Source organism: Streptosporangium sp. NBC_01755, from assembly GCF_035917995.1.
In the GTDB taxonomy this organism is placed as follows: Bacteria; Actinomycetota; Actinomycetes; order Streptosporangiales; family Streptosporangiaceae; genus Streptosporangium.
In genome coordinates, this window is the sequence record NZ_CP109131.1 from 2,377,315 (window position 1) to 2,397,926 (window position 20,612).

Genomic DNA, 20,612 nt, shown 5'->3' on the forward strand with positions numbered 1-20,612 from the left:
GGCCAGGGGGCCATGAAGGGTAGAACCCGTTGCCTCTCGTGGCACATGCGCTGGTTACGTTGATCGACACCCGCCCGACCTTCAACCTCAGGAGGGCCACGATGCCTCGCCCCTCGTTGTTCCGCCTCCTGGTCCAGGAGCGTCACTGGGACAACTGGGTGGTGTTCTGCGGTCACTTCGAGGAGACGGCACGCACGCTCGCCAAAGAGGCTGAGGCTCCTCGGCTTGCCAGCGTGACCGTGGCTCGGCGCACATTCGACCGCTGGTACGCCGGACACTGGTACGGACGTCCACAAAACGATGCTTCTCGGGTGCTGGAGCGCCTCCTGGGCTTCCCCTGGACAGACCTGTTCTCTCCCGCCCCTGATGTCCTCCACGCCCGCAAGACCGTCCACGACCGTGACGGCTTACAGGCGTCCGTCGTCATCGGTGAGCGATGGCCCACTTCGCGACTATTCCTCTCGGCGACCGATGACGTTGCGGACTCCTGGGAATTGATCGGACGCAACGTCCTGGACGGCACCACCTCGGCTGTCCACTTCCTCTCGGCGGCAAGACGTGGTGAGGAGGTCCGTCTCCGTCCTCCGGACACTGCGGCCCTGGGCAGGTTCCTCCGGCCAGCCCGCCGCGGCCTGCTCGTCGGGATAGAGGGGCACGTCGATGACCTGCGCCTCTATGTCATCGACTCCGCGAACACCCGCAGGAACCTGGCCGCCTTCACACCCCGCGATGAGGGATTCGCAGTTCCAGGTGCCCACGAACTGGACGACCTGACGTACGGCATTCTGTGGTCATTGGTACAGCTCGATGACGGGCTCCTGGCCGATGACCAGACCCTTGATGACGAGCAGCAGGTGCTTGAGACCTACCTCCAGCTTCCGCGTTCGGCTCCCAGCCGGATGACACTTCCCATGCTCACCGCGGTCGGTGCCGCGTGGCTCGGGTCGGCGTTCTGTGCGCAGCACATTCAGCGTCGTCTCGACGGAGCGTCGGAGGTGCCGCTGTTCTGGACCAGGGAGCAAACCGGTGAGGAGGCCGCCGCCTGGCTGTTCTTCCGGCACAAGATCGCCTACCTGCAGTCCCTGGGGCAGCGGTTCGGTGGTGCGGCCAGTCCGCTGTCGCGGACGTTTTGTATCCCTGAGGCCGAGGTCGCCCGCAGCGGTCGGTACGAGCGGGTTCTCCTCTTCCTGGCCATTGCGCTGATGGAGATGTACGGCATCCGCGTCCAGGTGACGGCACGCCCTGAATACTCCACCGTCGACGGATTCGTGCTGGTGCCAGGTCAGCGCGCGATCGTGGCGACATGGGTGCGCACCGAGGCGCTCTGGCGAGCGGACACCACCACCGCCCGGGCCGACCTGCGTAGCTATCACGAGGCCCTCGGCGAGGCTACCGATCAAGGCCTCATGATGGGGCCCGATCCCGAGACGCGGTTGCGCGCCCTGGCCGCCTACCTCGACCTCGACTGGCGTTGGATCACCAGTAGGTGCCGTGACCTGGGCGACTGCGGGGTATCCAGTCTGGTGCGCCCGCGTAGCAGACTGATCAGCATCGAGGCCCTCGACCAGGTACTGCGCTTCCTGGGCTGCCTTGCCGCCGACCGGTAGGCCGACGAAGCTGATCCCTGTACAAGCAGCCAACCGTCCCTACAGAAAGGCCAGCCCGTGCCTCCTGACACCCCAGAACAGAACCGCCGAATCCTGGTGGTCACCCTCGGCGGCACCATCGCGATGAGCGGGGCCTCCGGTGAGACGGGTGGGGTGTCGCCGCGTCTGACCGGCGCTGACCTCGTCGCCGCAGTACCCGGTCTGGACCGAGGGATCACGATCATCGTTGAGGACTTCCGCCGGATCCCAGGTGCCTCACTCACCGTCGATGACATGTCCGAGCTCGTCGGACTGCTTCACAAGGCCGCAGTAACTGACAAGGACGGTTTCGTCGTAACGCAGGGGACCGACACGCTGGAGGAGACCGCCTACCTCTTGGACCTGCTCTACGACGGGGACGCGCCCTTGGTGCTGACCGGGGCGATGCGCAACGCCGCAATGCCCGGTGCCGACGGCCCGGCGAACCTGCTGGCGGCGGCGCGCACGGCCGCCAGCACTGACGCTCGCGGCATGGGAGCGCTTGTGGTCTTCGCCGATGAGATCCATGCGGCACGCCATGTCCGGAAAGTCCACTCGACCAGCATCGCGGCCTTCTCCTCACCGGGTGCCGGTCCGATCGGTCACGTGATCGAAGGGGTTCCTCGGCTGCACTTCGGGCTGCGACGCCACCGCGCGGTGCCGCTGCCGTTGCAGCCGGGCGTCGTCGAGATCGTGTACACGACCCTGGGCGGCGACACCTCAGTGCTCAACGACCTTGACCTACGCGCGGATGGGCTGGTCGTTGCCTCGTTCGGTGCCGGTCACGTGCCGGAGACCTGGGTTGAACCCCTGCAGAGGCTGGCGCAGCGCATCCCGGTGGTGCTGGCCTCCCGGACCGGGGCCGGCAGCGTCCTCGCCGCCACCTATGCCTTCCCGGGCTCCGAAAGCGACCTGCTGGCTCGCGGGCTGATCAGCGCCGGCTCGCTGGATCCCTACAAGGCGCGGCTCCTGCTCCTGGCCCAGTTGCGTGCGGGGGCCGATCGCGCGAGGGTCGAGGCCGCCTTCACCGAACGTCGATAATCGCACTACGAGCAGGAGATCCGAATGCGCGCCACACAGTTCACCCGAGGCCGGGAGTTCGTCGTCGCCTTCGACCATGGGGAGGACTTCTTCACCTCGCTCGAGAAATTCTGCGCAGAGCATGCGATCCGTGCAGGCTATCTTCCCGCCTTTGTCGGAGGGTTCAGCTCCGCCAAGCTGGTGGGAACCTGTGGGCCGCTGGAGAATCCCGAGGCCCCCTTGTGGGACCACATTGAGGTGAAAACGCTTGAGGCGCTCGGCGGCGGAACCTTGGCCTGGGATCCTGATCGGGACTGCCTGGCCCCCCACATTCATGTCTCAACCGGTCTGAAGGCCGATTCCGCCGACGGGCGGACCAGCCATTTGCTCGCTGCCCAGGTGCAGTTCATCGCGGAGCTCATCATCGTGGAGATCACGGGTCCCAGCCTCACACGGCCTCGGCAGCCGAGCCTGTTCGACGTTCCACTGCTCACTTTTGATGAACAGCGTTGACCGGGTCGGGAAAGATCGGAGAGCCAGGCCCAAAAGATGGTGCTTCATCAGCTGGTCGAAGCGGTGACGGCGTGAGGACGGGACCGCTGGCAGCCACGTCGGCAAGGCCACGTGGAACTCGCCCAACTGACCTGCGAGCAGAGGCGGGCCAGCCCCCAAGGCTTGGATTTGATCTTGTTCTACAAGGTGCTGCAACCGTTCGCGCCTTTGCGGTCGCCGGGCTCGGACGGAGGGATCTTGCTACCTATTTCGTCAGTGATCCAAGGCCAGGTCAGGCCGGGCGATGACGATGTCACGCAGGAAACTGCGTTTGGAATAGAACGTGCGCTGTTTCGTCAGGCCCTTCGTGGCAAGGTAGTCCAAGAGCCAGTGGTCGATACGTTCCATCTCCCGAAGCACCTCGTCTTCGTCGTGGTTCAGGACGCTGCGGGAACGGCGGTACTCCAGTTCGCACTGCGACAGAACTACCTCCGGTGCGGCCAGGAGTGAACAGTGGTCAAGGAAGATTCCGAAGATGTGGCCGGTGCGCATCGACTCGCACTGGATGTCGTAGCGGACGCGCCGGAAGGGCGGCATTGCGCGTACCTGGAGACCCAGCTCTGAGCGCAGGTACTCTCCGAAGCCGTCGGCGTCGACTTCGATGTCGGTGTAGAGCTGTTCACGACGGGCGAAGGTGTCCTTGGCATACCACTTGCGTTTCAGCACGTGCTTGCCGTCGACCGTGGGAATAAAGGAGGCGTAGCCGCGCTCGTTGTCAGGCCCTGTGACGTCGAAGAGGTGGTTGTCGAAGAAGTAGATCTGGAATTCGTCCCGGTACTCCGGCCTGCAGTCGGCCAGTTCACCATGGCGCAGAACCTTCAGTAGTTCCATGGAGGCCGCCCAGATGTCCGTGCCCGGCGTCAGGTTGTACTTGTACTCCAGTTCGGTTCCGGCGAAGTGGCTGTGGAAGTACCTCAGGTGGTTGTTGAGCCGCAGTGCCGACGCCTCGTGGGCGATCAGCACCGGGTCAAGCCAGATCAGCGCCTCGACCGGGCCCTCGCCTACCGGCTCCTGGGTGATGCGGACGAAGCACGCGTCCTCTGGGTAGAACCGGATCTGCGCGTACGCGTGGTAGCCGTTGGGATGTCCGGCCAGGTAACACAGCGGTACCAGACTGGAAGCGGCGGCATCGCCGATCATCTCGCGTAACGCGAGGCCAGGCATGGCGTCGGGCAACAGCGCGCTGCCCTGGATTTGGCCGTTTGCGAGTGGAGTGCCTTCCGCGGTCAGAGCGGTGACCTGGCACATCCCAAGTGCGTCCCACCGCATGACTACGGTGGTGCTGGGGATGCACACCTCCTGCGGGGGCACCCGTACCAAAATGATCGGTTCGTCCGGGCGGCGAGGCGCGGCCCGATTGAGCAGGTGGATCTTTCCCAGGACGACCCAGGCGCCTCGCGGCGGCGTGTCAGAGTCCATCGCTGATTACCCTTCCTGGAGTGAACACTCGCATGGCGCCTAACGTTGGCTGCGTCGATGTCATCGCCCTGTCGCTCTCGGCTCGCCGCCGACTAGAGTGCGCACGCGCGGGCGTCGGCGGGTCGCCTCCACCCGCCACACCTTGCAGCGACATAAGGTGTGGCGGGTGATTCACGGTGTGGTTGACCAAGTGACCTTGGACGCGGCGGTCACGGACGCCCGTCTCGCGGAGTTGGAGTTCGATGACGCCCGGACCTGGCTGGAGCAGGCCCGTCACAGGCCAATGGAGCCATTCGCAGCCGAGGTCTGGGTGACTGATCCTGCCTTCAAGTGCGTCCTGCTGGTGAGGCATCGCTGGCGTGGGTGGGTGCCGCCCGGGGGCAAGGTCGAGCCGGGTGAGACACCGCGAGCCGCCGCGTCCCGGGAGCTTGCCGAGGAGACCGGCGTGCGAGCGGAGCTGTTGCCTGCTCCGGCGGCGGTGTCCGTCCGCTCCTACCGTGCCGACTGGTCGCCGACGCTTGGCCTGTCCTACAGCGCGATCACCAGCCCTGATGTCCCGCTCGGCGGGCAAAGCGACCAGCTGCCGAAGTGGTTTGGCCTCGGCGAGGAGTGGGAGAGCGTCTTCCCAGAGGACCACGGCCGAATCCGAGCACACATACGTCGGCTGGCGGCCGAGCGCTCGGACGGGATGCGCTGAGCCACGCCTGCGAGGTGAGCGACTCGCTCTGGTGCGCTCGCGGAGAGCGTCTCCGCCAGTGGCAGGACAGTAGGGCGATCAGGGCTCCTCCGCGGGCCGTTCGGCGACGGCAACGAGCCAGCTGGTCACGGTCGGGGTTTCGGGCGTCGTCAGGGCGTATGCCTCGTCCAGGATCGCCATGCGCTGCTCATGGGTGAAGTCACCATGGGGACGGGCGAACACGGGGACAGACAACCACGCCTTCTTCTCCGCCATGGTGCCGTGCTGAGCGGTGACCTGGGTGTCCAGAAGGGTCAGCCCAGCCGCGGCCAGATGCTCAGTGACCACCTCCAGCGGCAGCTTGGGGCCTGCGCTTGTCGCCAGGGATGGCGTGTGGCCATATTCGCGGGCGGCGACCTGGCGGATCAGCATGTTGAGCGACGGGCTGGTGCGGACCGTCTGTTCGTCGGGGTGGGCGATCCCGGCGAAGCCGCCGCCGATGTTGAACACGAACCGGCCGCCGGGCCGCAGTGCGCTGCGAACCGCAGCGAACACGGCCGGGACATCCGTTTTCCAGATCGCAGAGTTGCAGACCACAGCGTCGGCCATGCCAGAGACGTGCTCGGCCAAATCCTCGGCCCGGGCAGTGACCCAGAGCAGACGCGGATCGGTCACGCTACCGCGACCGACCCGCTGCATGGCGGCGGCGCTGTCCAGAGATATGACTCGGGCCTCGGCCGGGACCAGGGCGAGGATCGCCTCGGCGGTCGCGCCAGCCCCGCCGCATAGATCGACCACCAGTCGGCTGCCGGCGAGGTGGGCGCGGCGGGCAAGGTCGCGGCTGGTGGCGCCGTACATGGGGAAATCGCGCGTGAAGGCGGCGTATGCCTCGGCCGTGGTGTCCTCGTTCCAGCCGGTAAGGGCGTCGTGGGGTGCCATGTATGCCTCATTTCCCGGTGAGAGCCCCTGCCCGTGGGCGGATGTGGCGCTGAAGAGCGGGGCTGGGGTTCAGAACAGGGAGGTCTGGATTGCGGCGCTTGGAGAGGAGAACGGGCCAAGGGTGATGCGGCGGCCCTTGAGCGCGCCGAGATCGAGGAGGTAGCCCATCGCGTCGTTGTGGTCCAGGACGGCGAGAACCTGGGAGCCGACGCAGGAGACGGGGGTGAATCCGTGCTTGCCTTCTCGCAGGTCGTGCGGGTAGAGGGCCCGCTCCCGGCTGGCGGTGCGGAGGCGGTCGCCCTCTGCTGGCGGGGTCCATGCCTCCAGCACCGAGGGGGTGCTCATGTCGGCGAGCGTGTCGGAGGCGCGGGCGACGTGCTGCTCGTGGGCAGCGCGGGGAGTAGACAGGTCAGTCAGGCCGACCAGGGCTTGGAGTTTAGCCGCGGCCCGTACGGTCTGGGGTAGCTGAAGGCGGTGGGTGAGGGCGTCTTCGAGATGGCGTACGGCCCGGCCGTCGGGGCTTTTGGTCAGGTAGGTGGCGAACAGCGCTCCTTGTTCGTCGAGACGGGAGCGTTTGCGCGGCTCGGCTGCGGTGCCGACCTTGGTCGTTCCGTCAGCGAAGGTCGCCAGGTACAGCCAGTGCGGCTGGTCCATATACCTGACAAGGGCCTCGGGAGCATGGCTGCCCTGGTGGAACTGGTGGGCGGAACGGAAGTCGTCGCGTCCGGCGCATCGGGTGCACTGGCCGCTCTGCTCGGCGGGCGCACGGTCGGGACAGGCGAGGGCCTCGACGCGGACGGTGTCGGCGAACCGGTACCGGCCAGTGCACCATCGGCCGGTACCAGTCACCTGGAAGCCAAGTCGTTGGTGCATGATCTCGGCGTACGCCAGTGGCCCGCCGGGTAGCGGAGCGAGCAGCAGCCGGGGGTCCCCGGTCGCCCAGGTGATGCCGTGGCACACGTACTCACCTTCTTCGGGCAGAGGCACTGGCATGGCGGACTCCTTGTCGTAGGGATGAGTCAGAGCGTGAGCTGGAGGCGCTCGGCAAGGGCGTCGGCGGCGTTCTTGAACACGGCGTCGCGGTCCATGCCGGTGACGTCCAGTGACAGCCAGCCGCCGCGCTGCTCCTGTTGGCTCAGCTGGGCTAGGACGGTGTCCTGGTAGCGGATGAAGTTCTCCTCGCTGCGACCGGAGTGGCCAGTCTCCAGGGAAGTGAACTCGCCCTTACGGCGCAGGGCTTCGCGGGCGCCGATGCGCAGGAAGATCACCAGGTCGGGTTCGGTGAGGTGGGCGAAGACCCGTTCGGCGAGGCGGGTGGAGACCTCGGGGTTGACCGCGTAGCGAGCGAGGATCTTGTGGTGCGCGTTGTCGAGGATGACGTGGGTACCGGCGGCGAGGACAGGCTGGATCACCAGTTCGTCCTGAAGGGAGTACCAGGCAGCCAGCGCCAGCAGCCAGTAGTGGTCGCCGCAGGCCTGGGCGACGCGGGTGTCGCGACGGTAGATGAGCTCGTTGAGCCGGTCCAGGTAGGCGGACAGGTCAGGGTCCATGGGGACGTCGGTGGTGTGCTTGCCGACCAGGATGGCCGGGTGGCCGGCGTCGACCAATGCCTGATGCAGGCGGGCGGCGAGGGTGGACTTGCCTGCGCCGTCGATACCGGTGACCGTGATCTCCCGCCCGCGCACAGGGCTGGCGGGCTGTGCTGCGACTGTCATGGTCGTGTTCCTCCATGGAGGCTCAGCTGGGGCGGACTGCCAGGCGGTTGGCGATGGTGTCGCGGATCCGGCTGACCAGGACGGCGCGCCGCCGGACGACATCGCCGTGACGCTCATTGGATAGGTCCGCTGGGTAGTGGCGGGCGAGATTGTTGGAAATGACGTGGAGGTAGCCGAAGCTGATCCCCGCGCGGCGCGCGGCCGCCCCCATGGGGCCGATCTCGGGATCGACGAAGGCGTGTCCGGCGTACCTGGCCAGCCAGTCACGGTTCTCCAAGAGGATCGACGGCGAGGTCACGTGGACGCCCGTTTGCACATCGAGCTGGGCAGCGGCGAAGTCACCGAAGAAGTCGTTCCACGTAATCAGGGAGCCGTCGACGAGGCTCTCCTTGCCGGTCGCGAGCATCATGTTGGGCTCCATCTGGGGCATCAGAGCGCCCACCTTGCCGACGTAGACGACAGCACGGGCGCCGAGCTCGGCCAGTCGGCCGACGACTCGGCCGGCGACGTCGCCCCAGATGCTGTGCCGGAAGCCGAGGTAGACCACCGGTGGCCATGCAGTCTGGCGAGGTGCCAGGCGTAGCCCGGCCCATGCGTCCAGACCGCGCCAGCGGGTGCCAGGTGCTCCAGTGCCCAGCCGACGATCACCAGGTCACCGTCGAGCGCGAGGTCGAGTTGCTCGACGGCCCTACGGCAGAGGTCGGGATCGGGCAGCTGATAGGTGACGTTGTCGGCGGGGCGGCCGGTCATCGCGAGGTACGTGGCGATGATCAGGCCGTAGTGGTGAACATAGTCGGCACCGGGGAACGCCTTGACCACCAGATCTCGGCCATGGACTTCTGCGGTGGGGCGCTCCCAGTTGAACAACTTGCCATTCTTCTCGTACTGGGAGATCACGGCCAGGCGGTCGTAGTCGCCGACGATGCGGATGCTGTCCCAGGGCTGCTCCTGGATGAGGTGATGGACCTTGATCCGCAGATAACGCAGCAGGCTGTCCGGGCTCATCGTGTGCCTGTCCACCTCGATCGGCGGCGCGGGCACCACGGCACCGGCACTGCGCGCGAGCAGGGGGTCGGGCAGGATGCTCATGAACGACCCTCCGGGATCCGCACATTGCTGCCCGCCGCCGACCGGACGACGGCGATGTTCTGCCGGATCAGGTCGAACCGCTTCTCGGGGATCGGGCCGAGATGTTCGATGCGAGGGGTCTTGGGCTTGTCGTACGGCCCGTCAGGCAGCATCGCGATGCCCATCGCGCCGAGGATGACCGGGGCGGCGCCGTCGGCAGAGGCGATCCACTCATGCTCGCACTGCTCGGCCAGTTCCAGGTGCCCGGTCCGGCCGAGGCCCAGCAGCCGGTAGACGATCCGCTCCTCGAGCATGCCGTGGTCCTCCAGGTAGCGGGTGGCTGTCCACCGAGTACGGCACAACCACTCCTCCGGGGCGGGACGCCGGGAGGCGGGCAGTGCGATCGCGCCCGCGTAGTCGCTGGAGACGAAGTGGTCGTAGCAGCGCAGCCACTCCTGGTCGTCCGCTGCGTGCAGCACGGCGCACAGGCGGAACTCATCGCTCAGCTCGCGGATCTCACGTGCGGCTTCGTCGCTGGCCTTGATCGTCGCGGCGCCGTCCGACAAGACGTCTGGGAGGATGATCTCGCGAGCGTCAACCGCACGAGCAGCCGCGACCAGATCGACGGGTGGCAGGGCATGGCCGAGGTCGAAGACGCCGTTGTCGACGACGATCTCCGCACCGCGTTTGGCCTCACGACGGAAGAATTCCCGGTAGGCGGAGTCGGACAGGACACGCTGGGCGGCCACGTGGTGCACGCGGGCAGGCTCCTGGGCGACGAACACCTCCAGGTAGCCGGGCGGGGCGATCACGGAGAAATCGATGGCCATCACGCCGCCCCCCACTGGCCTATGGCGAGGGTGAGGAACTGCTGGGAGAGCGCCGGATCGTCCTGGAACCGGCCGCCGACCTGCAACGTGGTGGTACGGGCGGCCTCCAAGCGCACTCCACGCATGCTCATGCATAGGTGGGTGCCACGGACAGCGACCGCTACGTCCTTGCTGCCGATCACGCTAGCGATCTCCTCGGCGACCTGCCGGGTGAACCGCTCCTGCACCTGGAGCCGTCCGGCGTAACGCAGAGCGATCCGCCCGAACTTCGACAGCCCGACCACCTCACCGTCAGGCAGGTAGCCGACCGCGACCTCCAGGTTCATGGGCAGAAGGTGATGCTCACAGAGAGACCACACGCTCATGCCGCCGACCACGACGAGCTGGTCGCTCAGGTGGGTCTCGGTGAAAGACATGACCTTCGCAGACGGCTCCGGCGACAGGAACGAGTTCCACCAGGACGCGACCCGAGCCGGCGTGTCCGCCAGCCCCTCCCGCCTGGGGTCCTCGCCGAGCGCGGCCAAGAGCTGGCCGATCAGCTCGGTGACGCGCTCGGTGTCGACCGACACTGGAGCAACCGGGTCGGATTGTGCTGGCACGGCGGCACTCTGGCCGGACACCGGACTGTAGACGGCGTTCGTCATGAGATTTTGCCTCGCTTCCAAGTGCTGAGGATGGAGGGCTGAGCTACGGGGTGTGCGGTCAGCGTCCGAGAGGTGCGAACGCCAGGGGGTGCAGATGCCTAGCTATGCGCCATTGGTCAGTGGCCGGTCGGGCTCCGAGCCGCGAACACTCGGGTGGCCTCGATGCCCGCCCTTCGCCGTGGGGCCCTCCAGCATCACGGCCACCGAACCCATCCGTACTGAAGATCGGCTGGAGACGCGGATGCGCTCGGCGATGATCAGCCAGAACTCGGTGGCGCTCCATCCGGGCATCTTTTGAGCTGAGGAGGGGGTTATCGCTCTTCTACGTCGAAGCGAGCCCAACTGCGCTCTGTCTCGCGAACCCGGATGGCGACCAGTTGGCTGGGGATGACCGGCTCAACGTTCTGGATGAACCAACCGGCCAGGAACTGGGCCAAGCGCTCAGAGGTCGGCTCGCAGGGCATGATCTCGTGCAGATTGTGGTGATCGAATTCGGTGTCCAGGAACTTCTTGAACGGCGCGAGGTCTCCGAAGTCGGTGACGAAGCCCGGCTCTTCCAGGACGGGGGCGGTCAGGATCACCTCGACCATGTAGTTGTGCCCGTGCTGCCGCGAGCACTTATGCTCGGGCGCGAGGCTGGGTAGCCGGTGCCCGGCCTCGAAATCGAACAGCTTGCCGATGGTGTGCTTGCCGGGTGGGAGCGGCACCGTGCTGAAGTCCATGGACTCCTCCTGTGCGACGGGGTTTTGGAAATGCGGGCGGCAGGAGGCCGCAAGACAGTCATGTAGTCCCACGCTTCATCTGTGGTGCTGTGGATTCCTAAGGCGGTGAGGAACGGCAGGAACCCTGGGCGGGTGGATAACCGGCGAGGGTGGGTCCACGTGACTCTTCGGCAGGAGCGTGATGAACGGGTTTGCGGGTCAGCGGCCGCGCTCGTCGCCCCACAGCAGGACGTGGAGGCGCTGGGTCATGGACCAGCCGCGGGCGATTACGTCGTCGGCCAGTTCGCGGGCTCGGGTGATCACGGCATCCGGGGTCCTGCCCTCCGGCATCACGTACACCGGGGAGAGCCCGTAGCGCTGGACGAGATCATCGATCTCGTCCAGGTCCGACCTCTCGGTGGCGACGAACTTGAAGACTGCCTTACCGCTGCCCACGAGGGCGGTCAGCGCCTCGGGGACAATGCGCATGCTCTCGGCCATGCCAGCGTTGGACAACTTGGGCGAAACGTTGAACCGGACACCGTCTATGAGCAGTTCGGGTAGCGGTCCGAACGTGCCGTTGGTCTCGAACTCCACTCGGCGGTTGGCGTCAACCAGGCGGAGCACCAGCGGAACGAGTTGCTGCTGCTGGATCAAGGGCTCCCCGCCAGTGATTACCACGAGGGCGGTGTCCAGGAGCAGTAACTCGTCTCCCACCTCAGTGACGCTGCGCCGGGACGACTCTCTGCGCAGGTCATACCGGGTGGTGTCCCAGGTGTAGGGGGTGTCGCACGGCATCCGTCCGCTGCAGGCCAGGTTGCATCGAGACAGGCGCAGGAAGGCCGCACGTGTGCCGAGGCTGGGTCCTTCGCCCTGGAAGGTGGGGCCGAACAGTTCCGCCACGATCAAGTTGGTTTCCCTCGTTGGGATGGCGGCTCTGGTGTGCGTGTTCATTGTTCTCCAGGTCGCATTGGACCGAGGCGGCGGCCGTCTCGCTCAGACGGATCACCTTGGGTCGGTGGGGACATTGGGTCTGAGGTTCTCGGGGAACCCGGCGGGTGGGGTTGTCACACACGCCGCAGCACAGGTGCTGCGGCACCAGGTTGAATGCCTGTGTCACAGGGCACCACCGGTCAGATCGAACACAGCCACAACGGCTTTTCCTCCTTCGACCGCCTGGACCGTCCAGGCGGTCGAGAACTGCGCGACCAGGTACAGGCCGCGGCCGCTTTCACTGTCGGCGTCGCCAACCAGGTCCACCGTCGAAGCCGTGGGGATAGCACTGATATTGGCTCCACGGTCCACGACGCTCACCGCGGCGCCCTTCTCGTAGACGTCCAAGGTCATCGAGACGACTCCGTTGCCGTGCTGAATGGCGTTGCCGACCAGTTCGTTGGTTACGAGTACCGCGTCGTCGATCTGCTCTGTGCTGGCATGACGGGTTAGTGCCGTGCGCACCCGCTGTCGGGCGACCGACTGAGGAGCGGCGACCCTGCTGAGGGCAACGTCGGCATGGTCGACCAGTTCTCCCAGGCCGTAGTCGCGGATCAACTCGGCGGTCGTCGGGGGCACTCCTCATCTCCTCGCACTGATGCTTTTCGGCGCGGGCCGATATCAGCCCGAGCCCACCATGACGCACGCTTCGTGGCACCAGTACGCCAAACCGTTGCCACTTCGCGGCCATTTCTGCGAGGGAAGATCATTCAACGTGCGAGAGGCGATCACAGGGCTAGCGCACGCGCACTCCTACTCCGACGGCTGGCCCCCAGCGAGAAGCGCGCTGGTGGTGACGGTAATCCTCGGTGGCAAAGCCCCATAGCTCTGGCCTCGCCTCCGCGTCACCAGTCGGACGGTTGGCCCATCCTCAGCTGGCCTCAAAGCCACTCACCGCCGACATGCTCACCCTGCTCCACCCGTGGGAAGAATCAGGCGACCGAGAGCTCCTACCGGGGCCGGCGCCCGCGGTGTTCTGCCGCGGAGATTCCAACCTGCTGAACTGGCTGTGGGACGGAGGCGAAATTCGCTGCGTCGACTTCGAGTTCTCCGGTTACTCCGATACCGCGTTCGACGCCGCCGACCTCTGTGAGCACATCAGCGCCCGCGATATTGACGACGAGGTCTGGGAAAGTCTGCATGCCGATCTGGGGGTCACCACACGGCCCCGGCATGTTGAAGGTGTGCTCTCTCGTGGGTGATTTGAGCTCATAGGTCGAACAGGGTGAGCAGGCGGCGAGCGTCGTTTCGGTAGTGCCGCCGGGCGTAGGCCATGTTGACGTGGCCGACGTGGCGGAACGCGCCGATCGCGAGGTTTCTGCAGGTCGCCATCACCTGGGGCAGGCTGCCGGTACGGATCTGGCCGGCGTCCTCACGGAAGGTGACGTCCCGGACGTAGTGCTCGCGGTTTTCCACCCCCCAGTGCCGGCGGACGTAGGTGCCCAGATGGGCGGGTCCGGCCAGGTCGGCGGGCAGGTTCGTGATGGCGTAGGCCACCTCTTTACTACTGCCCGCGCCGTGCAGATCGGCGACGTGCCGTACGATCCGCATGACCTGAACCGCGCCGGGGAAGTCGACGCCGTCTGCGGGGGCGGTACGGATGGTGCGGCGCTCGCTGCGGCCGTGGCCCCGGTCGATCTCTGTATGCCCGGTACCGGCCCGCTCGTGCTCGGCGTCGGTCCCCTCGGCCAGGACGGTCATCGCCGTGGCCAGGAGCACGGGCTGATTGTGCTTCAAAATCAGGACATAGTACGCGCCGAGGTCCTCGGTCAGATGTCGGGCGGTCTCGCGGACGGCGTGCAGCGCGTCGGCGGTCAGGACTGTGCCTGCCAGATCCACTTCGGCTATCAGTGGCTTGAGTTCGGGCACCTCGCTGGTCTTGGCGTCGATGGCCCGCTGAGCGAGCGTCGCATGCCGGGTGTGGCAGAACAGCGACAGCAGTTGGAGACGGCGGCCGTCGGGGCGGCGGGCTCCGCGGACGGCCTTGCCGTCGGCTGCAGCCGCGGGCAGCAACCCCACCATGGCGGGATGTTCCCGGTTGCGTCGGCGGACCCGCCGGGCTTCGCGCTCGTTCGACCATGCCGGCTCCGCCGGCTCGGCGGTGTCCGGTCGAGCCGCACCGGGGGTATCGGGATGGCCGGGTGCGTCGGCTGGGCGGGGCTCCTGCCCGGCCAGGTAAGCGCACACCTCGCGATCCAGTTGGTCGCCGTCGACCTCGCCCAGGACCCGGCGGAAGGTCCGTTCGCCGGGCGGCACATGCAGCCCGGTGAACGGATCACGTCACACCTCCAGTTCGGCCAGTACTTCCTGCGGGTACGCGTCGGAGGCCCAGTGCCAGACCGCGATGATCGAGTCTCCGCCGACCACGGTCACCCCGCACGCGGCCAGTGCCAGGATCGAGGCCGGCGGATGCCGGACGTTTCGGGTGGAGCGGTGGTCGGAAATCCGGCGGAAGCGGGCCAGCAGTCCTTCGCGGGCCACCCGATCGGGCACCGATCCCGTTGTGTTGCCGCTCTCGATCGGGCTGATCAGCGATGATAGGGGCACGGGCACGGCTTCCTCCCGGATCGATTGGTGTGAGAACCTCGATCTTCGGGAGTCGTGCCCGTTTCCATGCCCGAATTGGGTCAGTTATTACCAGCGGCAGAGGCGCAGCCATTCGCGCGCAAGGAATCAAACCCGGTCAAAACTTCGAGATGCCGGGGCCGTGGGGGTCACCACAGCGCTGACGCCGCGCTTCCGAGCCGCACAGCGCACCTGCGCACTGCGCTGGCTGGCCGTTTTGTGGCGCCAGCGCTTCACTCGCGAACAAGAGCTCACCGCGCAGCGAGAGCGAGTACGGCGTCTGCTGTCACGCAGCTGTTGATACAGCGAACTCGCCGACCTGAACGCCATGCTTGAAAGCAATCCATTCCGTACAGGTGTAACGCAGGGTCGTCTTTGCCATCGGATGGCGCAGTGCAATCGCTCCTTTAGGCAAGTGAGCCATCTCAACCCGGTCGGCGGGACTGCTCCCGGCAGCACTCAGCCATGCCACGTCAGAAAGATCGAGGTCGTACAGTTCCGTTTTATTCTGCGGAGATGCCACAAGCTCGTGATCTGCGGCCTCGGCCTTCACGACATCAAGGAACTGCGACCAGGCCATGACGGAAAACATGATGGCCGGTATGTCAGCAGCCTTGGAATCGCGCACCGCTACGACATCGGCAGTTCCCCTGCCGACCATGACACAGTTGGCTCCGCCGTCACTGAAGCTGCTCGTAACCCAGGCCAGGGACTCGGGGGTAGGGCAAACGCTCATTTTACTCACAATTCCTTGATCATTTTACTCAGCGTCGCGATCGTGTCGCGAGGTGGCTGAGCAGCCGACCGAAGGTGGTCAGCGGCCATCGCATATCGAGCCACTTCATCTTCGTCCTCAAGATACTGCGCCGAGGTCAGCGCCTCCAGACAGATGACCTCTGGGCCGGAGTCGAAGCGCATCCAGGTAAAAGCGCCCTCAAGCCCTGCGTGCTCACCCGCCAGATAGGGCAGAAGCACGATCTGAACGTGAGGGCGACCGCGGTCGGCGGCCACATCTTTCAGGTGCTCCAGTTGCTCTTTCATGACCCGCATGTCTGGAGCACCGACGTGCTGACGGACGGCCATCTCTGACAGCACCACCCAAACCTGCGGGGGCTCCTCTCGGTCCAGAACCGTGGTCTTGCGCTTCATGCGCAGGGCCACGAACTTGTCGATCTCCTCTTTGGTCTGCCACATGCGACTGGCCGCCACCACGTGACGGGCGTAAGCCTCGGTCTGCAGCCATCCCGGGATGAGAAGCGGTGACCATTTGAAGATCAATGTTGCCGACTCCTCAAGGCTGAGGTAATCGGCGAAGGGATCGCGTACGACTCCCTGGAACTTCTGCCACCAGTCACGTTCGGCGGCCTTGCTCGCCAACGCCATGATCTCTTCACGGCGAGCCGGATCGTCGAGTTCGTATTTATCGAGGATGAAGGGCACGTCTCTGACGCGAAGTTGCTGCTTACCGTTCTCGATCTTGCTGAGAGACGTCTTGGGACGCATAAGGAGGATAGCGGCATCCTCCAGCGTGAGCTTGCGAGCGTGGCGCAGCATCTCCAGCTCGCGCCCCAGGCGTCGGCGGCGGACCGTAGCCCTGACCTCTGGCATGAGCACCTCTCTGGGACAAACCTGGTCTAACCCAGCATCTTGCCGCGCTCGGATTTTCGCTGGAGCAACTTTCTCCAAATTGAGGTTGCGCTGACACTGGATCTCACAGCATCATCTTTCAAGAACACGGATCGTATCCGAACAACCTCGAAACGTGATGCGATCGCCCCATGCACACACCTGCCCACCCCCGGAGGGGCAATGAACGATGCCATGACAACGGAGAAGGCCCGGGCTTCACACCGGCGGCTCTCCCGGGCCCAGCAATACAGCCCGGAGACAATGGAGCCGATCCGGCGCATCGTGACGATCCAGTTGATCCTCTGGAAAATGCAAGAGGTCATCGTGGACCGCTGCATGATGATCCTCACCGAGCTGTGCAGCAACGTCAGACATACCGATGACGAGCGGTTCGAACTCACGGTGAGCGCCCTCGGCTCCAACGTGCGTCTGAGCGTACGTGACTTCTCCGCCGCACTACCGGTCGTTCCCCAGGAAGCACCGGATTTCGAAGCGTGCGACGGGCGCGGCCTGTTTCTCGCGGCACGCTATGCCGACGAGTTCGGCATGGTTCCCCTGATGGACGGAAAGGTCATCTGGGCGGAGATCACGTCTACCGGCACGTCGGGAACGGCCTGACGGTCGCATTCCACCGTTTCCGAAAGTGTGGCGCGGATCTGTACCCGCGCGTCCAGGTGAGAGCCACAGAAACCTGCTCTCACCTGGAGGTGCCGTGCCAGCTGCGCCACAGGGCCGCGTAGGAGCCTTCCGCGGCGACCAGTTCCTCGTGGGAGCCGAGCTCGCCGATACGGCCGTCCTCCACGACCGCGACGCGGTCGGCGTCGTGGGCCGTGTAGAGGCGGTGGGCGATGGCGATCACCGTACGGCCTTCGAGGACGGCCGCCAGCGAGCGTTCCAGGCGTCGGGCCACGCGGGGGTCGATCAGCGAGGTGGCCTCGTCGAGGACCAGGGTGTGCGGGTCGGCCAGCACCAGCCGGGCCAGGGCCAGCTGCTGGGCCTGGGCGGGGGGAACGTGCTCGCCACCGGAGCCGACCGCCGTGTCGAGCCCCTCGGGCAGGGCCTCGACCCAGTCCCAGGCGTCCACGGCCTCCAGCACCTCGCGGACCCGCGCGTCGTCCGCGTCGGGCCTGGCGATCAGCACGTTGTCGCGCACCGTGCCCCGGAAGATGTGATGCTCCTGGGTCACCAGGGCGACCTGGCCGCGCAGGTCGTTCAGGGGTAGCTCGACCAGCGGGACACCGCCCACGGTGACCGAGCCGGTGCGGGGGCCGTGGATGCCCGCGAGCAGGCGGCCCAGCGTGGACTTGCCCGCCCCCGACGGGCCGACCATGGCCAGCCGTTCGCCCGGCTTGACCAGCAGATCGATGCCGTGCAGCACGTCGTGGCCCTCGCGGTAGGCGTAGCGGACGTCGTCGGCCGCCAGCTCGCTGCCGGTGGGGGCGGTGGAGGTGGCCTCGCGGTCGTCGGGCACCTCGGCGACGCCGAGCAGCCGGGCCATGGAGGCGCCGCCGACCTGGAGCTCGTCGATCCACATCAGCAGCCGGTCGAGCGGGTCGATGAGCTGCTGAACGTAGAGCGTGGCGGCGGTGACCTGGGCCAGCGAGACCCAGCCCTGGACGTAGAACAGGCCGCCGACGACCAGCGTCGCCACGATCGGGATCACGTAGCCGAGCTCGACCGAGGGGAACCAGACGGTGCGCAGCCCCAGCGTGTAGCGCTCGGCCGCCCACGAGCGGGCGATGTCGGTGTCGGTGCGGCGGTGCCGCCGCTCCTGCAGGCCCAGGGCCTCCACCGCGCGGGCGCCGCCGACCGTCTCGGCCAGCCCGTCGGTCATGTCGGCGTACGCGGCGCTCTCGCGCAGGTAGCCGTCCCTGGCCCGGTTGAGGTACCAGCGGGTGGAGATCCACAGGATGGGGACGGCCAGCAGCGAGGGCAGCGCGAGCAGCGGCCCGACCAGTACCAGCGCGCCAACGGTGATCAGGCAGGTGACCAGCGCGATCAGCGTCTCGGGCACGGCGTGCCGCACGGTGCGCGACAGCGAGTCGACGTCACGCGAGGTCCGCGAGATCAGGTCGCCGGATCCGGCCCGCTCGACGACGGACAGCGGCAGGCCGAGCACTCGCCCGACGAACTCCTCACGCAGCTCGGCGAGGACCTTCTCGCCCAGCCTGGCCGAGGCGTAGACGGCGAACCTGACCAGCACGGCCTGGGCGACCAGGAAGCCGCCGATGGCCAGCGACACCGCGGTGACGTCGACCCCGGTGCCGTCCTGGACGCCCTGGACGAGGCCGCCGAGCAGCCACGGCACCGCCAGGCCCGCGACGGCGGCCAGGCCGTGCAGGCCCAGCGCCGCGGTGAGCTCTCCGGGGTATTTCAGGGTGAGCCTGCGGGCGTACGCCCGGACCTGCGCGGTGTCGGCGACGGGCAGGATCTGCCTGCTCACGACTCCTCACCCCGGGTCACGACGGCGGTGTAGCCCGGGTGGGTGGCCAGCAGCTCCCGGTGCGTGCCCTGGGCGCGCACGACACCTCCCTCGACGTAGATGACGTGGTCGGTGCGGTCGAGCACCAGCGGACTGGTCGTGCAGACCAGCGTGGTCTTGCCCGCGCGGGCCTTGGCCAGCCGGTCGGCGATGCGGGCCTCGCTGTGCGCGTCGACCGCGCTGGTGGGCTCGATGAGGATGAGCACCTCCGGGTCGAGGGTCAGCGCCCTGGCGAGCCTGAGCCGCTGCTGCTGGCCGCCGGAGAACTCCCGGCCGGCCTCGGCGACGTGCCCCTCCAGACCGCCGGGCAGCGCCTCGACGATGTCGGTGGCGCACGCGGCCTGCAACGCCCGGGTGATCTCCTCGTCGGAGGCACGGCCGGCGACGTCCAGTTCGTCCCTGAGCACCCCGGCGAACAGCTGGGCCTCGTTGCCGGCGACGAGGACGCGGCGGCGGACCTCGGAGATCGGCAGGGTGTCGAGCGCCACGTCGCCGAAGTCGACGTCGCCGTCGCTGTAGCGGCCGAGCCGGTCGGCGATGGTCACGGCCTCCTCGGGGTCGGCCGCCGCGACGGCGGTGAGCATCCCGGGACGCACCGCGACCCCGGAGGTCACGTCGCGCAGCAGGCCGCCCTCCGAGCGGCCGGTGCCGCCCTCCACCTCGGGCCTCAGCGCCAGGATGCGCACCACCCTGCGGGCGGCGACGTGCCCCTTGGTCAGCTTGTCGGCCGCCTCGGTGAGGGTGCGCACCGGGGCGATCAGGAAGACCGCGTAGCCGTAGAAGGCGACGAGCTGGCCCACGGTGATCTCGCCGCGTATCGCGAAGGTCGCACCGAGCCAGGTCACCCCGGCGATCAGCAGCCCGGGCAGCAGGACCTGCGCGCCCTCCAGCATCGACTCGACGGAGGCCACCCGCACGCCGGCGTGGCGCACTCGCTGCGACTCGGCGCCGTAGCGGTCGGCGAAGACCCGCTCACCGCCGATGCCGCGGAGCACCCGCAGGCCCGTGACGATGTCGGCGGCGCGGGTGGCGAGGTCGCCCTGCAGGTCGCGGTGGTCGTTCTGGCGGCGGTGCAGCGGCTTGAGCAGGGGCGCGACGGCGACCGCCACGAGGGGCAGGCCGACCAGCACCGTCAGGCCCAGCGGCGGCGAGGCGCCGATCAAGATGACGGTCACCACGGCGATGGCGACGACGGCGCCGACGCCGCGGAGCAGGATGTCCATCGCGTTGCCGATGTGGGCGATGTCGGAGTTGCCGATGCTGACCACCTCGCCGGTGGACATGCGCTTGGGCAGGGTCGCGCCCAGCCGGGTCGACTGCCTGGCGGTGACCTGGACGGTCCGGTAGGCGGCGCTCAGCCAGTTGTAGACGGCCATCCGGTGCCGCAGGATGCCCGTGACGGCCTGCGTGATCCCCAGGGCGAGCACCACGGTGCCCCAGGTGACCAGGGCCGGCACGTCCTCGGCCCTGATCGCGTCGATGCCCCTGCCCATGGCGGCCGGCACGAGCGCCATCGCGAGCCACCACAGGGTGGCGTAGGTGATGCCCAGGAGCAGCGGGCCTCGCTGCATGCGGGCCACCCACCGCAGGTAGCCGAGCGGGCTGCGGGCGTCGGGAATGCCGGGATCGGCGGCTGGTAAGGAGCGCATCTCACAGCAAGGGTCACAAACTCCGACCTGGCCAGGCAAACGGTTTTCGGCCTCCCCGGCGTGGCGTCGTCAATCAGGGTTGACAGGCGGGCCGCGTCAACCTAA

24 protein-coding genes are annotated in these 20,612 nt (G+C 67.1%); 6 read left to right on the forward strand and 18 right to left on the reverse strand.

Annotation, left to right across the window (positions count from 1 at the left end; genetic code table 11):
- The first annotated feature begins 101 nt into the window (after positions 1-101).
- From OG884_RS10840 to OG884_RS10850, 3 genes are read left to right on the forward strand one after another with little or no spacing between them, the layout of a single operon-like run.
- Positions 102-1,607: a hypothetical protein gene (locus OG884_RS10840; RefSeq protein ID WP_326644643.1), complete on the forward strand. Its 1,506-nt coding sequence runs from the start codon at positions 102-104 to the stop codon at positions 1,605-1,607.
- A 57-nt stretch (positions 1,608-1,664) separates the two neighbouring features.
- Positions 1,665-2,666, forward strand: coding sequence for an asparaginase (locus tag OG884_RS10845; RefSeq protein WP_326644645.1), 1,002 nt, complete (start codon positions 1,665-1,667; stop codon positions 2,664-2,666).
- 24 nt (positions 2,667-2,690) lie between these two features.
- On the forward strand, positions 2,691-3,158 hold the full coding sequence (locus OG884_RS10850) for a PPC domain-containing DNA-binding protein (protein WP_326644647.1): 468 nt from the start codon (positions 2,691-2,693) through the stop codon (positions 3,156-3,158).
- A 252-nt stretch (positions 3,159-3,410) separates the two neighbouring features.
- Here OG884_RS10850 and OG884_RS10855 read toward each other — a convergent pair whose 3' ends face one another.
- Entirely contained in the window at positions 3,411-4,616 is a 1,206-nt protein-coding gene (locus tag OG884_RS10855; protein ID WP_326644649.1) for a hypothetical protein, read from the reverse strand.
- Between the two features lie 190 nt (positions 4,617-4,806).
- Between OG884_RS10855 and OG884_RS10860 the strand changes: the two genes are divergently transcribed.
- Positions 4,807-5,313, forward strand: a complete 507-nt coding sequence (locus OG884_RS10860) for an NUDIX hydrolase (RefSeq protein WP_326644651.1) — start codon at positions 4,807-4,809, stop codon at positions 5,311-5,313.
- A 78-nt stretch (positions 5,314-5,391) separates the two neighbouring features.
- Here the strand turns inward: OG884_RS10860 and OG884_RS10865 are convergent, their stop codons facing one another.
- The 11 genes from OG884_RS10865 to OG884_RS10915 form a co-directional block, all read right to left on the reverse strand.
- The gene (locus tag OG884_RS10865) at positions 5,392-6,231 is read right to left on the reverse strand and encodes a class I SAM-dependent methyltransferase (RefSeq protein ID WP_326644653.1); all 840 of its coding nucleotides are present in this window, start codon (positions 6,229-6,231) and stop codon (positions 5,392-5,394) included.
- 69 nt (positions 6,232-6,300) lie between these two features.
- Complete coding sequence (locus tag OG884_RS10870; RefSeq protein ID WP_326644655.1) at positions 6,301-7,224, reverse strand: DUF2797 domain-containing protein; 924 nt, start codon at positions 7,222-7,224, stop codon at positions 6,301-6,303.
- A 26-nt stretch (positions 7,225-7,250) separates the two neighbouring features.
- Positions 7,251-7,946, reverse strand: coding sequence for a dTMP kinase (locus tag OG884_RS10875; RefSeq protein WP_326644656.1), 696 nt, complete (start codon positions 7,944-7,946; stop codon positions 7,251-7,253).
- A 22-nt stretch (positions 7,947-7,968) separates the two neighbouring features.
- On the reverse strand, positions 7,969-8,355 hold the full coding sequence (locus OG884_RS10880) for a hypothetical protein (RefSeq protein ID WP_326644658.1): 387 nt from the start codon (positions 8,353-8,355) through the stop codon (positions 7,969-7,971).
- 20 nt (positions 8,356-8,375) lie between these two features.
- The gene (locus tag OG884_RS10885; RefSeq protein ID WP_326644660.1) at positions 8,376-9,035 is read right to left on the reverse strand and encodes a hypothetical protein; all 660 of its coding nucleotides are present in this window, start codon (positions 9,033-9,035) and stop codon (positions 8,376-8,378) included.
- A complete protein-coding gene (locus tag OG884_RS10890; RefSeq protein WP_326644662.1) occupies positions 9,032-9,844 on the reverse strand; it encodes a hypothetical protein in 813 nt (270 codons plus the stop codon). The genes OG884_RS10885 and OG884_RS10890 overlap by 4 nt, the downstream gene beginning before the upstream one ends.
- The gene (gene folE / locus OG884_RS10895) at positions 9,844-10,443 is read right to left on the reverse strand and encodes a GTP cyclohydrolase I (protein WP_326644664.1); all 600 of its coding nucleotides are present in this window, start codon (positions 10,441-10,443) and stop codon (positions 9,844-9,846) included. Before folE ends, OG884_RS10890 begins: the two co-directional genes overlap by 1 nt.
- Before the next feature lie 147 nt (positions 10,444-10,590).
- Positions 10,591-10,779 (reverse strand): hypothetical protein, encoded by a 189-nt coding sequence (locus OG884_RS10900; protein WP_326644665.1) that lies wholly within the window; start codon positions 10,777-10,779, stop codon positions 10,591-10,593.
- 20 nt (positions 10,780-10,799) lie between these two features.
- Positions 10,800-11,210 carry a 6-pyruvoyl trahydropterin synthase family protein gene (locus OG884_RS10905; protein ID WP_326644668.1) on the reverse strand — a complete coding sequence of 137 codons (411 nt, stop codon included), beginning with the start codon at positions 11,208-11,210 and terminating at the stop codon, positions 10,800-10,802.
- 198 nt (positions 11,211-11,408) lie between these two features.
- A complete protein-coding gene (locus OG884_RS10910; RefSeq protein WP_326646896.1) occupies positions 11,409-12,092 on the reverse strand; it encodes a 7-carboxy-7-deazaguanine synthase QueE in 684 nt (227 codons plus the stop codon).
- A gap of 213 nt (positions 12,093-12,305) precedes the next feature.
- Positions 12,306-12,761, reverse strand: coding sequence for an ATP-binding protein (locus OG884_RS10915; protein WP_326644670.1), 456 nt, complete (start codon positions 12,759-12,761; stop codon positions 12,306-12,308).
- Positions 12,762-13,084: 323 nt separating this feature from the next.
- Here OG884_RS10915 and OG884_RS10920 point away from each other — a divergent pair, with 323 nt between their 5' ends.
- Positions 13,085-13,384 carry a phosphotransferase family protein gene (locus OG884_RS10920; RefSeq protein ID WP_326644672.1) on the forward strand — a complete coding sequence of 100 codons (300 nt, stop codon included), beginning with the start codon at positions 13,085-13,087 and terminating at the stop codon, positions 13,382-13,384.
- A gap of 7 nt (positions 13,385-13,391) precedes the next feature.
- Here the strand turns inward: OG884_RS10920 and OG884_RS10925 are convergent, their stop codons facing one another.
- From OG884_RS10925 to OG884_RS10940, 4 genes are all read right to left on the reverse strand, one after another.
- Positions 13,392-14,438, reverse strand: a complete 1,047-nt coding sequence (locus OG884_RS10925; protein ID WP_326644674.1) for an ISAs1 family transposase — start codon at positions 14,436-14,438, stop codon at positions 13,392-13,394.
- Between the two features lie 24 nt (positions 14,439-14,462).
- Complete coding sequence (locus tag OG884_RS10930; protein ID WP_326644676.1) at positions 14,463-14,735, reverse strand: transposase family protein; 273 nt, start codon at positions 14,733-14,735, stop codon at positions 14,463-14,465.
- A gap of 298 nt (positions 14,736-15,033) precedes the next feature.
- Entirely contained in the window at positions 15,034-15,483 is a 450-nt protein-coding gene (locus OG884_RS10935) for a DUF397 domain-containing protein (RefSeq protein ID WP_326646898.1), read from the reverse strand.
- 5 nt (positions 15,484-15,488) lie between these two features.
- On the reverse strand, positions 15,489-16,355 hold the full coding sequence (locus OG884_RS10940; RefSeq protein WP_326644678.1) for a helix-turn-helix domain-containing protein: 867 nt from the start codon (positions 16,353-16,355) through the stop codon (positions 15,489-15,491).
- A gap of 201 nt (positions 16,356-16,556) precedes the next feature.
- Between OG884_RS10940 and OG884_RS10945 the strand changes: the two genes are divergently transcribed.
- Positions 16,557-16,994 carry an ATP-binding protein gene (locus tag OG884_RS10945; protein ID WP_326644680.1) on the forward strand — a complete coding sequence of 146 codons (438 nt, stop codon included), beginning with the start codon at positions 16,557-16,559 and terminating at the stop codon, positions 16,992-16,994.
- A 79-nt stretch (positions 16,995-17,073) separates the two neighbouring features.
- Here the strand turns inward: OG884_RS10945 and OG884_RS10950 are convergent, their stop codons facing one another.
- Positions 17,074-18,819 carry an ABC transporter ATP-binding protein gene (locus OG884_RS10950; RefSeq protein WP_326644682.1) on the reverse strand — a complete coding sequence of 582 codons (1,746 nt, stop codon included), beginning with the start codon at positions 18,817-18,819 and terminating at the stop codon, positions 17,074-17,076.
- Entirely contained in the window at positions 18,816-20,507 is a 1,692-nt protein-coding gene (locus OG884_RS10955; protein ID WP_326644684.1) for an ABC transporter ATP-binding protein, read from the reverse strand. Before OG884_RS10955 ends, OG884_RS10950 begins: the two co-directional genes overlap by 4 nt.
- Between the last annotated feature and the right edge of the window lie 105 nt (positions 20,508-20,612).

Coding starts and splice junctions, on each gene's coding strand:
- OG884_RS10840 (WP_326644643.1), top strand. CDS start 102: ATGCCTCGCCCCTCGTTGTTCCGCCTCCTGGTCCAGGAGCGTCACTGG.
- OG884_RS10850 (WP_326644647.1), top strand. CDS start 2,691: ATGCGCGCCACACAGTTCACCCGAGGCCGGGAGTTCGTCGTCGCCTTC.
- OG884_RS10855 (WP_326644649.1), bottom strand. CDS start 4,616: ATGGACTCTGACACGCCGCCGCGAGGCGCCTGGGTCGTCCTGGGAAAG.
- OG884_RS10865 (WP_326644653.1), bottom strand. CDS start 6,231: ATGGCACCCCACGACGCCCTTACCGGCTGGAACGAGGACACCACGGCC.
- OG884_RS10870 (WP_326644655.1), bottom strand. CDS start 7,224: ATGCCAGTGCCTCTGCCCGAAGAAGGTGAGTACGTGTGCCACGGCATC.
- OG884_RS10875 (WP_326644656.1), bottom strand. CDS start 7,946: ATGACAGTCGCAGCACAGCCCGCCAGCCCTGTGCGCGGGCGGGAGATC.
- OG884_RS10880 (WP_326644658.1), bottom strand. CDS start 8,355: ATGATGCTCGCGACCGGCAAGGAGAGCCTCGTCGACGGCTCCCTGATT.
- OG884_RS10885 (WP_326644660.1), bottom strand. CDS start 9,035: ATGAGCATCCTGCCCGACCCCCTGCTCGCGCGCAGTGCCGGTGCCGTG.
- OG884_RS10890 (WP_326644662.1), bottom strand. CDS start 9,844: ATGGCCATCGATTTCTCCGTGATCGCCCCGCCCGGCTACCTGGAGGTG.
- OG884_RS10900 (WP_326644665.1), bottom strand. CDS start 10,779: ATGCCCGGATGGAGCGCCACCGAGTTCTGGCTGATCATCGCCGAGCGC.
- OG884_RS10905 (WP_326644668.1), bottom strand. CDS start 11,210: ATGGACTTCAGCACGGTGCCGCTCCCACCCGGCAAGCACACCATCGGC.
- OG884_RS10920 (WP_326644672.1), top strand. CDS start 13,085: ATGCTCACCCTGCTCCACCCGTGGGAAGAATCAGGCGACCGAGAGCTC.
- OG884_RS10935 (WP_326646898.1), bottom strand. CDS start 15,483: ATGAGCGTTTGCCCTACCCCCGAGTCCCTGGCCTGGGTTACGAGCAGC.
- OG884_RS10940 (WP_326644678.1), bottom strand. CDS start 16,355: ATGCCAGAGGTCAGGGCTACGGTCCGCCGCCGACGCCTGGGGCGCGAG.
- OG884_RS10945 (WP_326644680.1), top strand. CDS start 16,557: ATGAACGATGCCATGACAACGGAGAAGGCCCGGGCTTCACACCGGCGG.
- OG884_RS10955 (WP_326644684.1), bottom strand. CDS start 20,507: ATGCGCTCCTTACCAGCCGCCGATCCCGGCATTCCCGACGCCCGCAGC.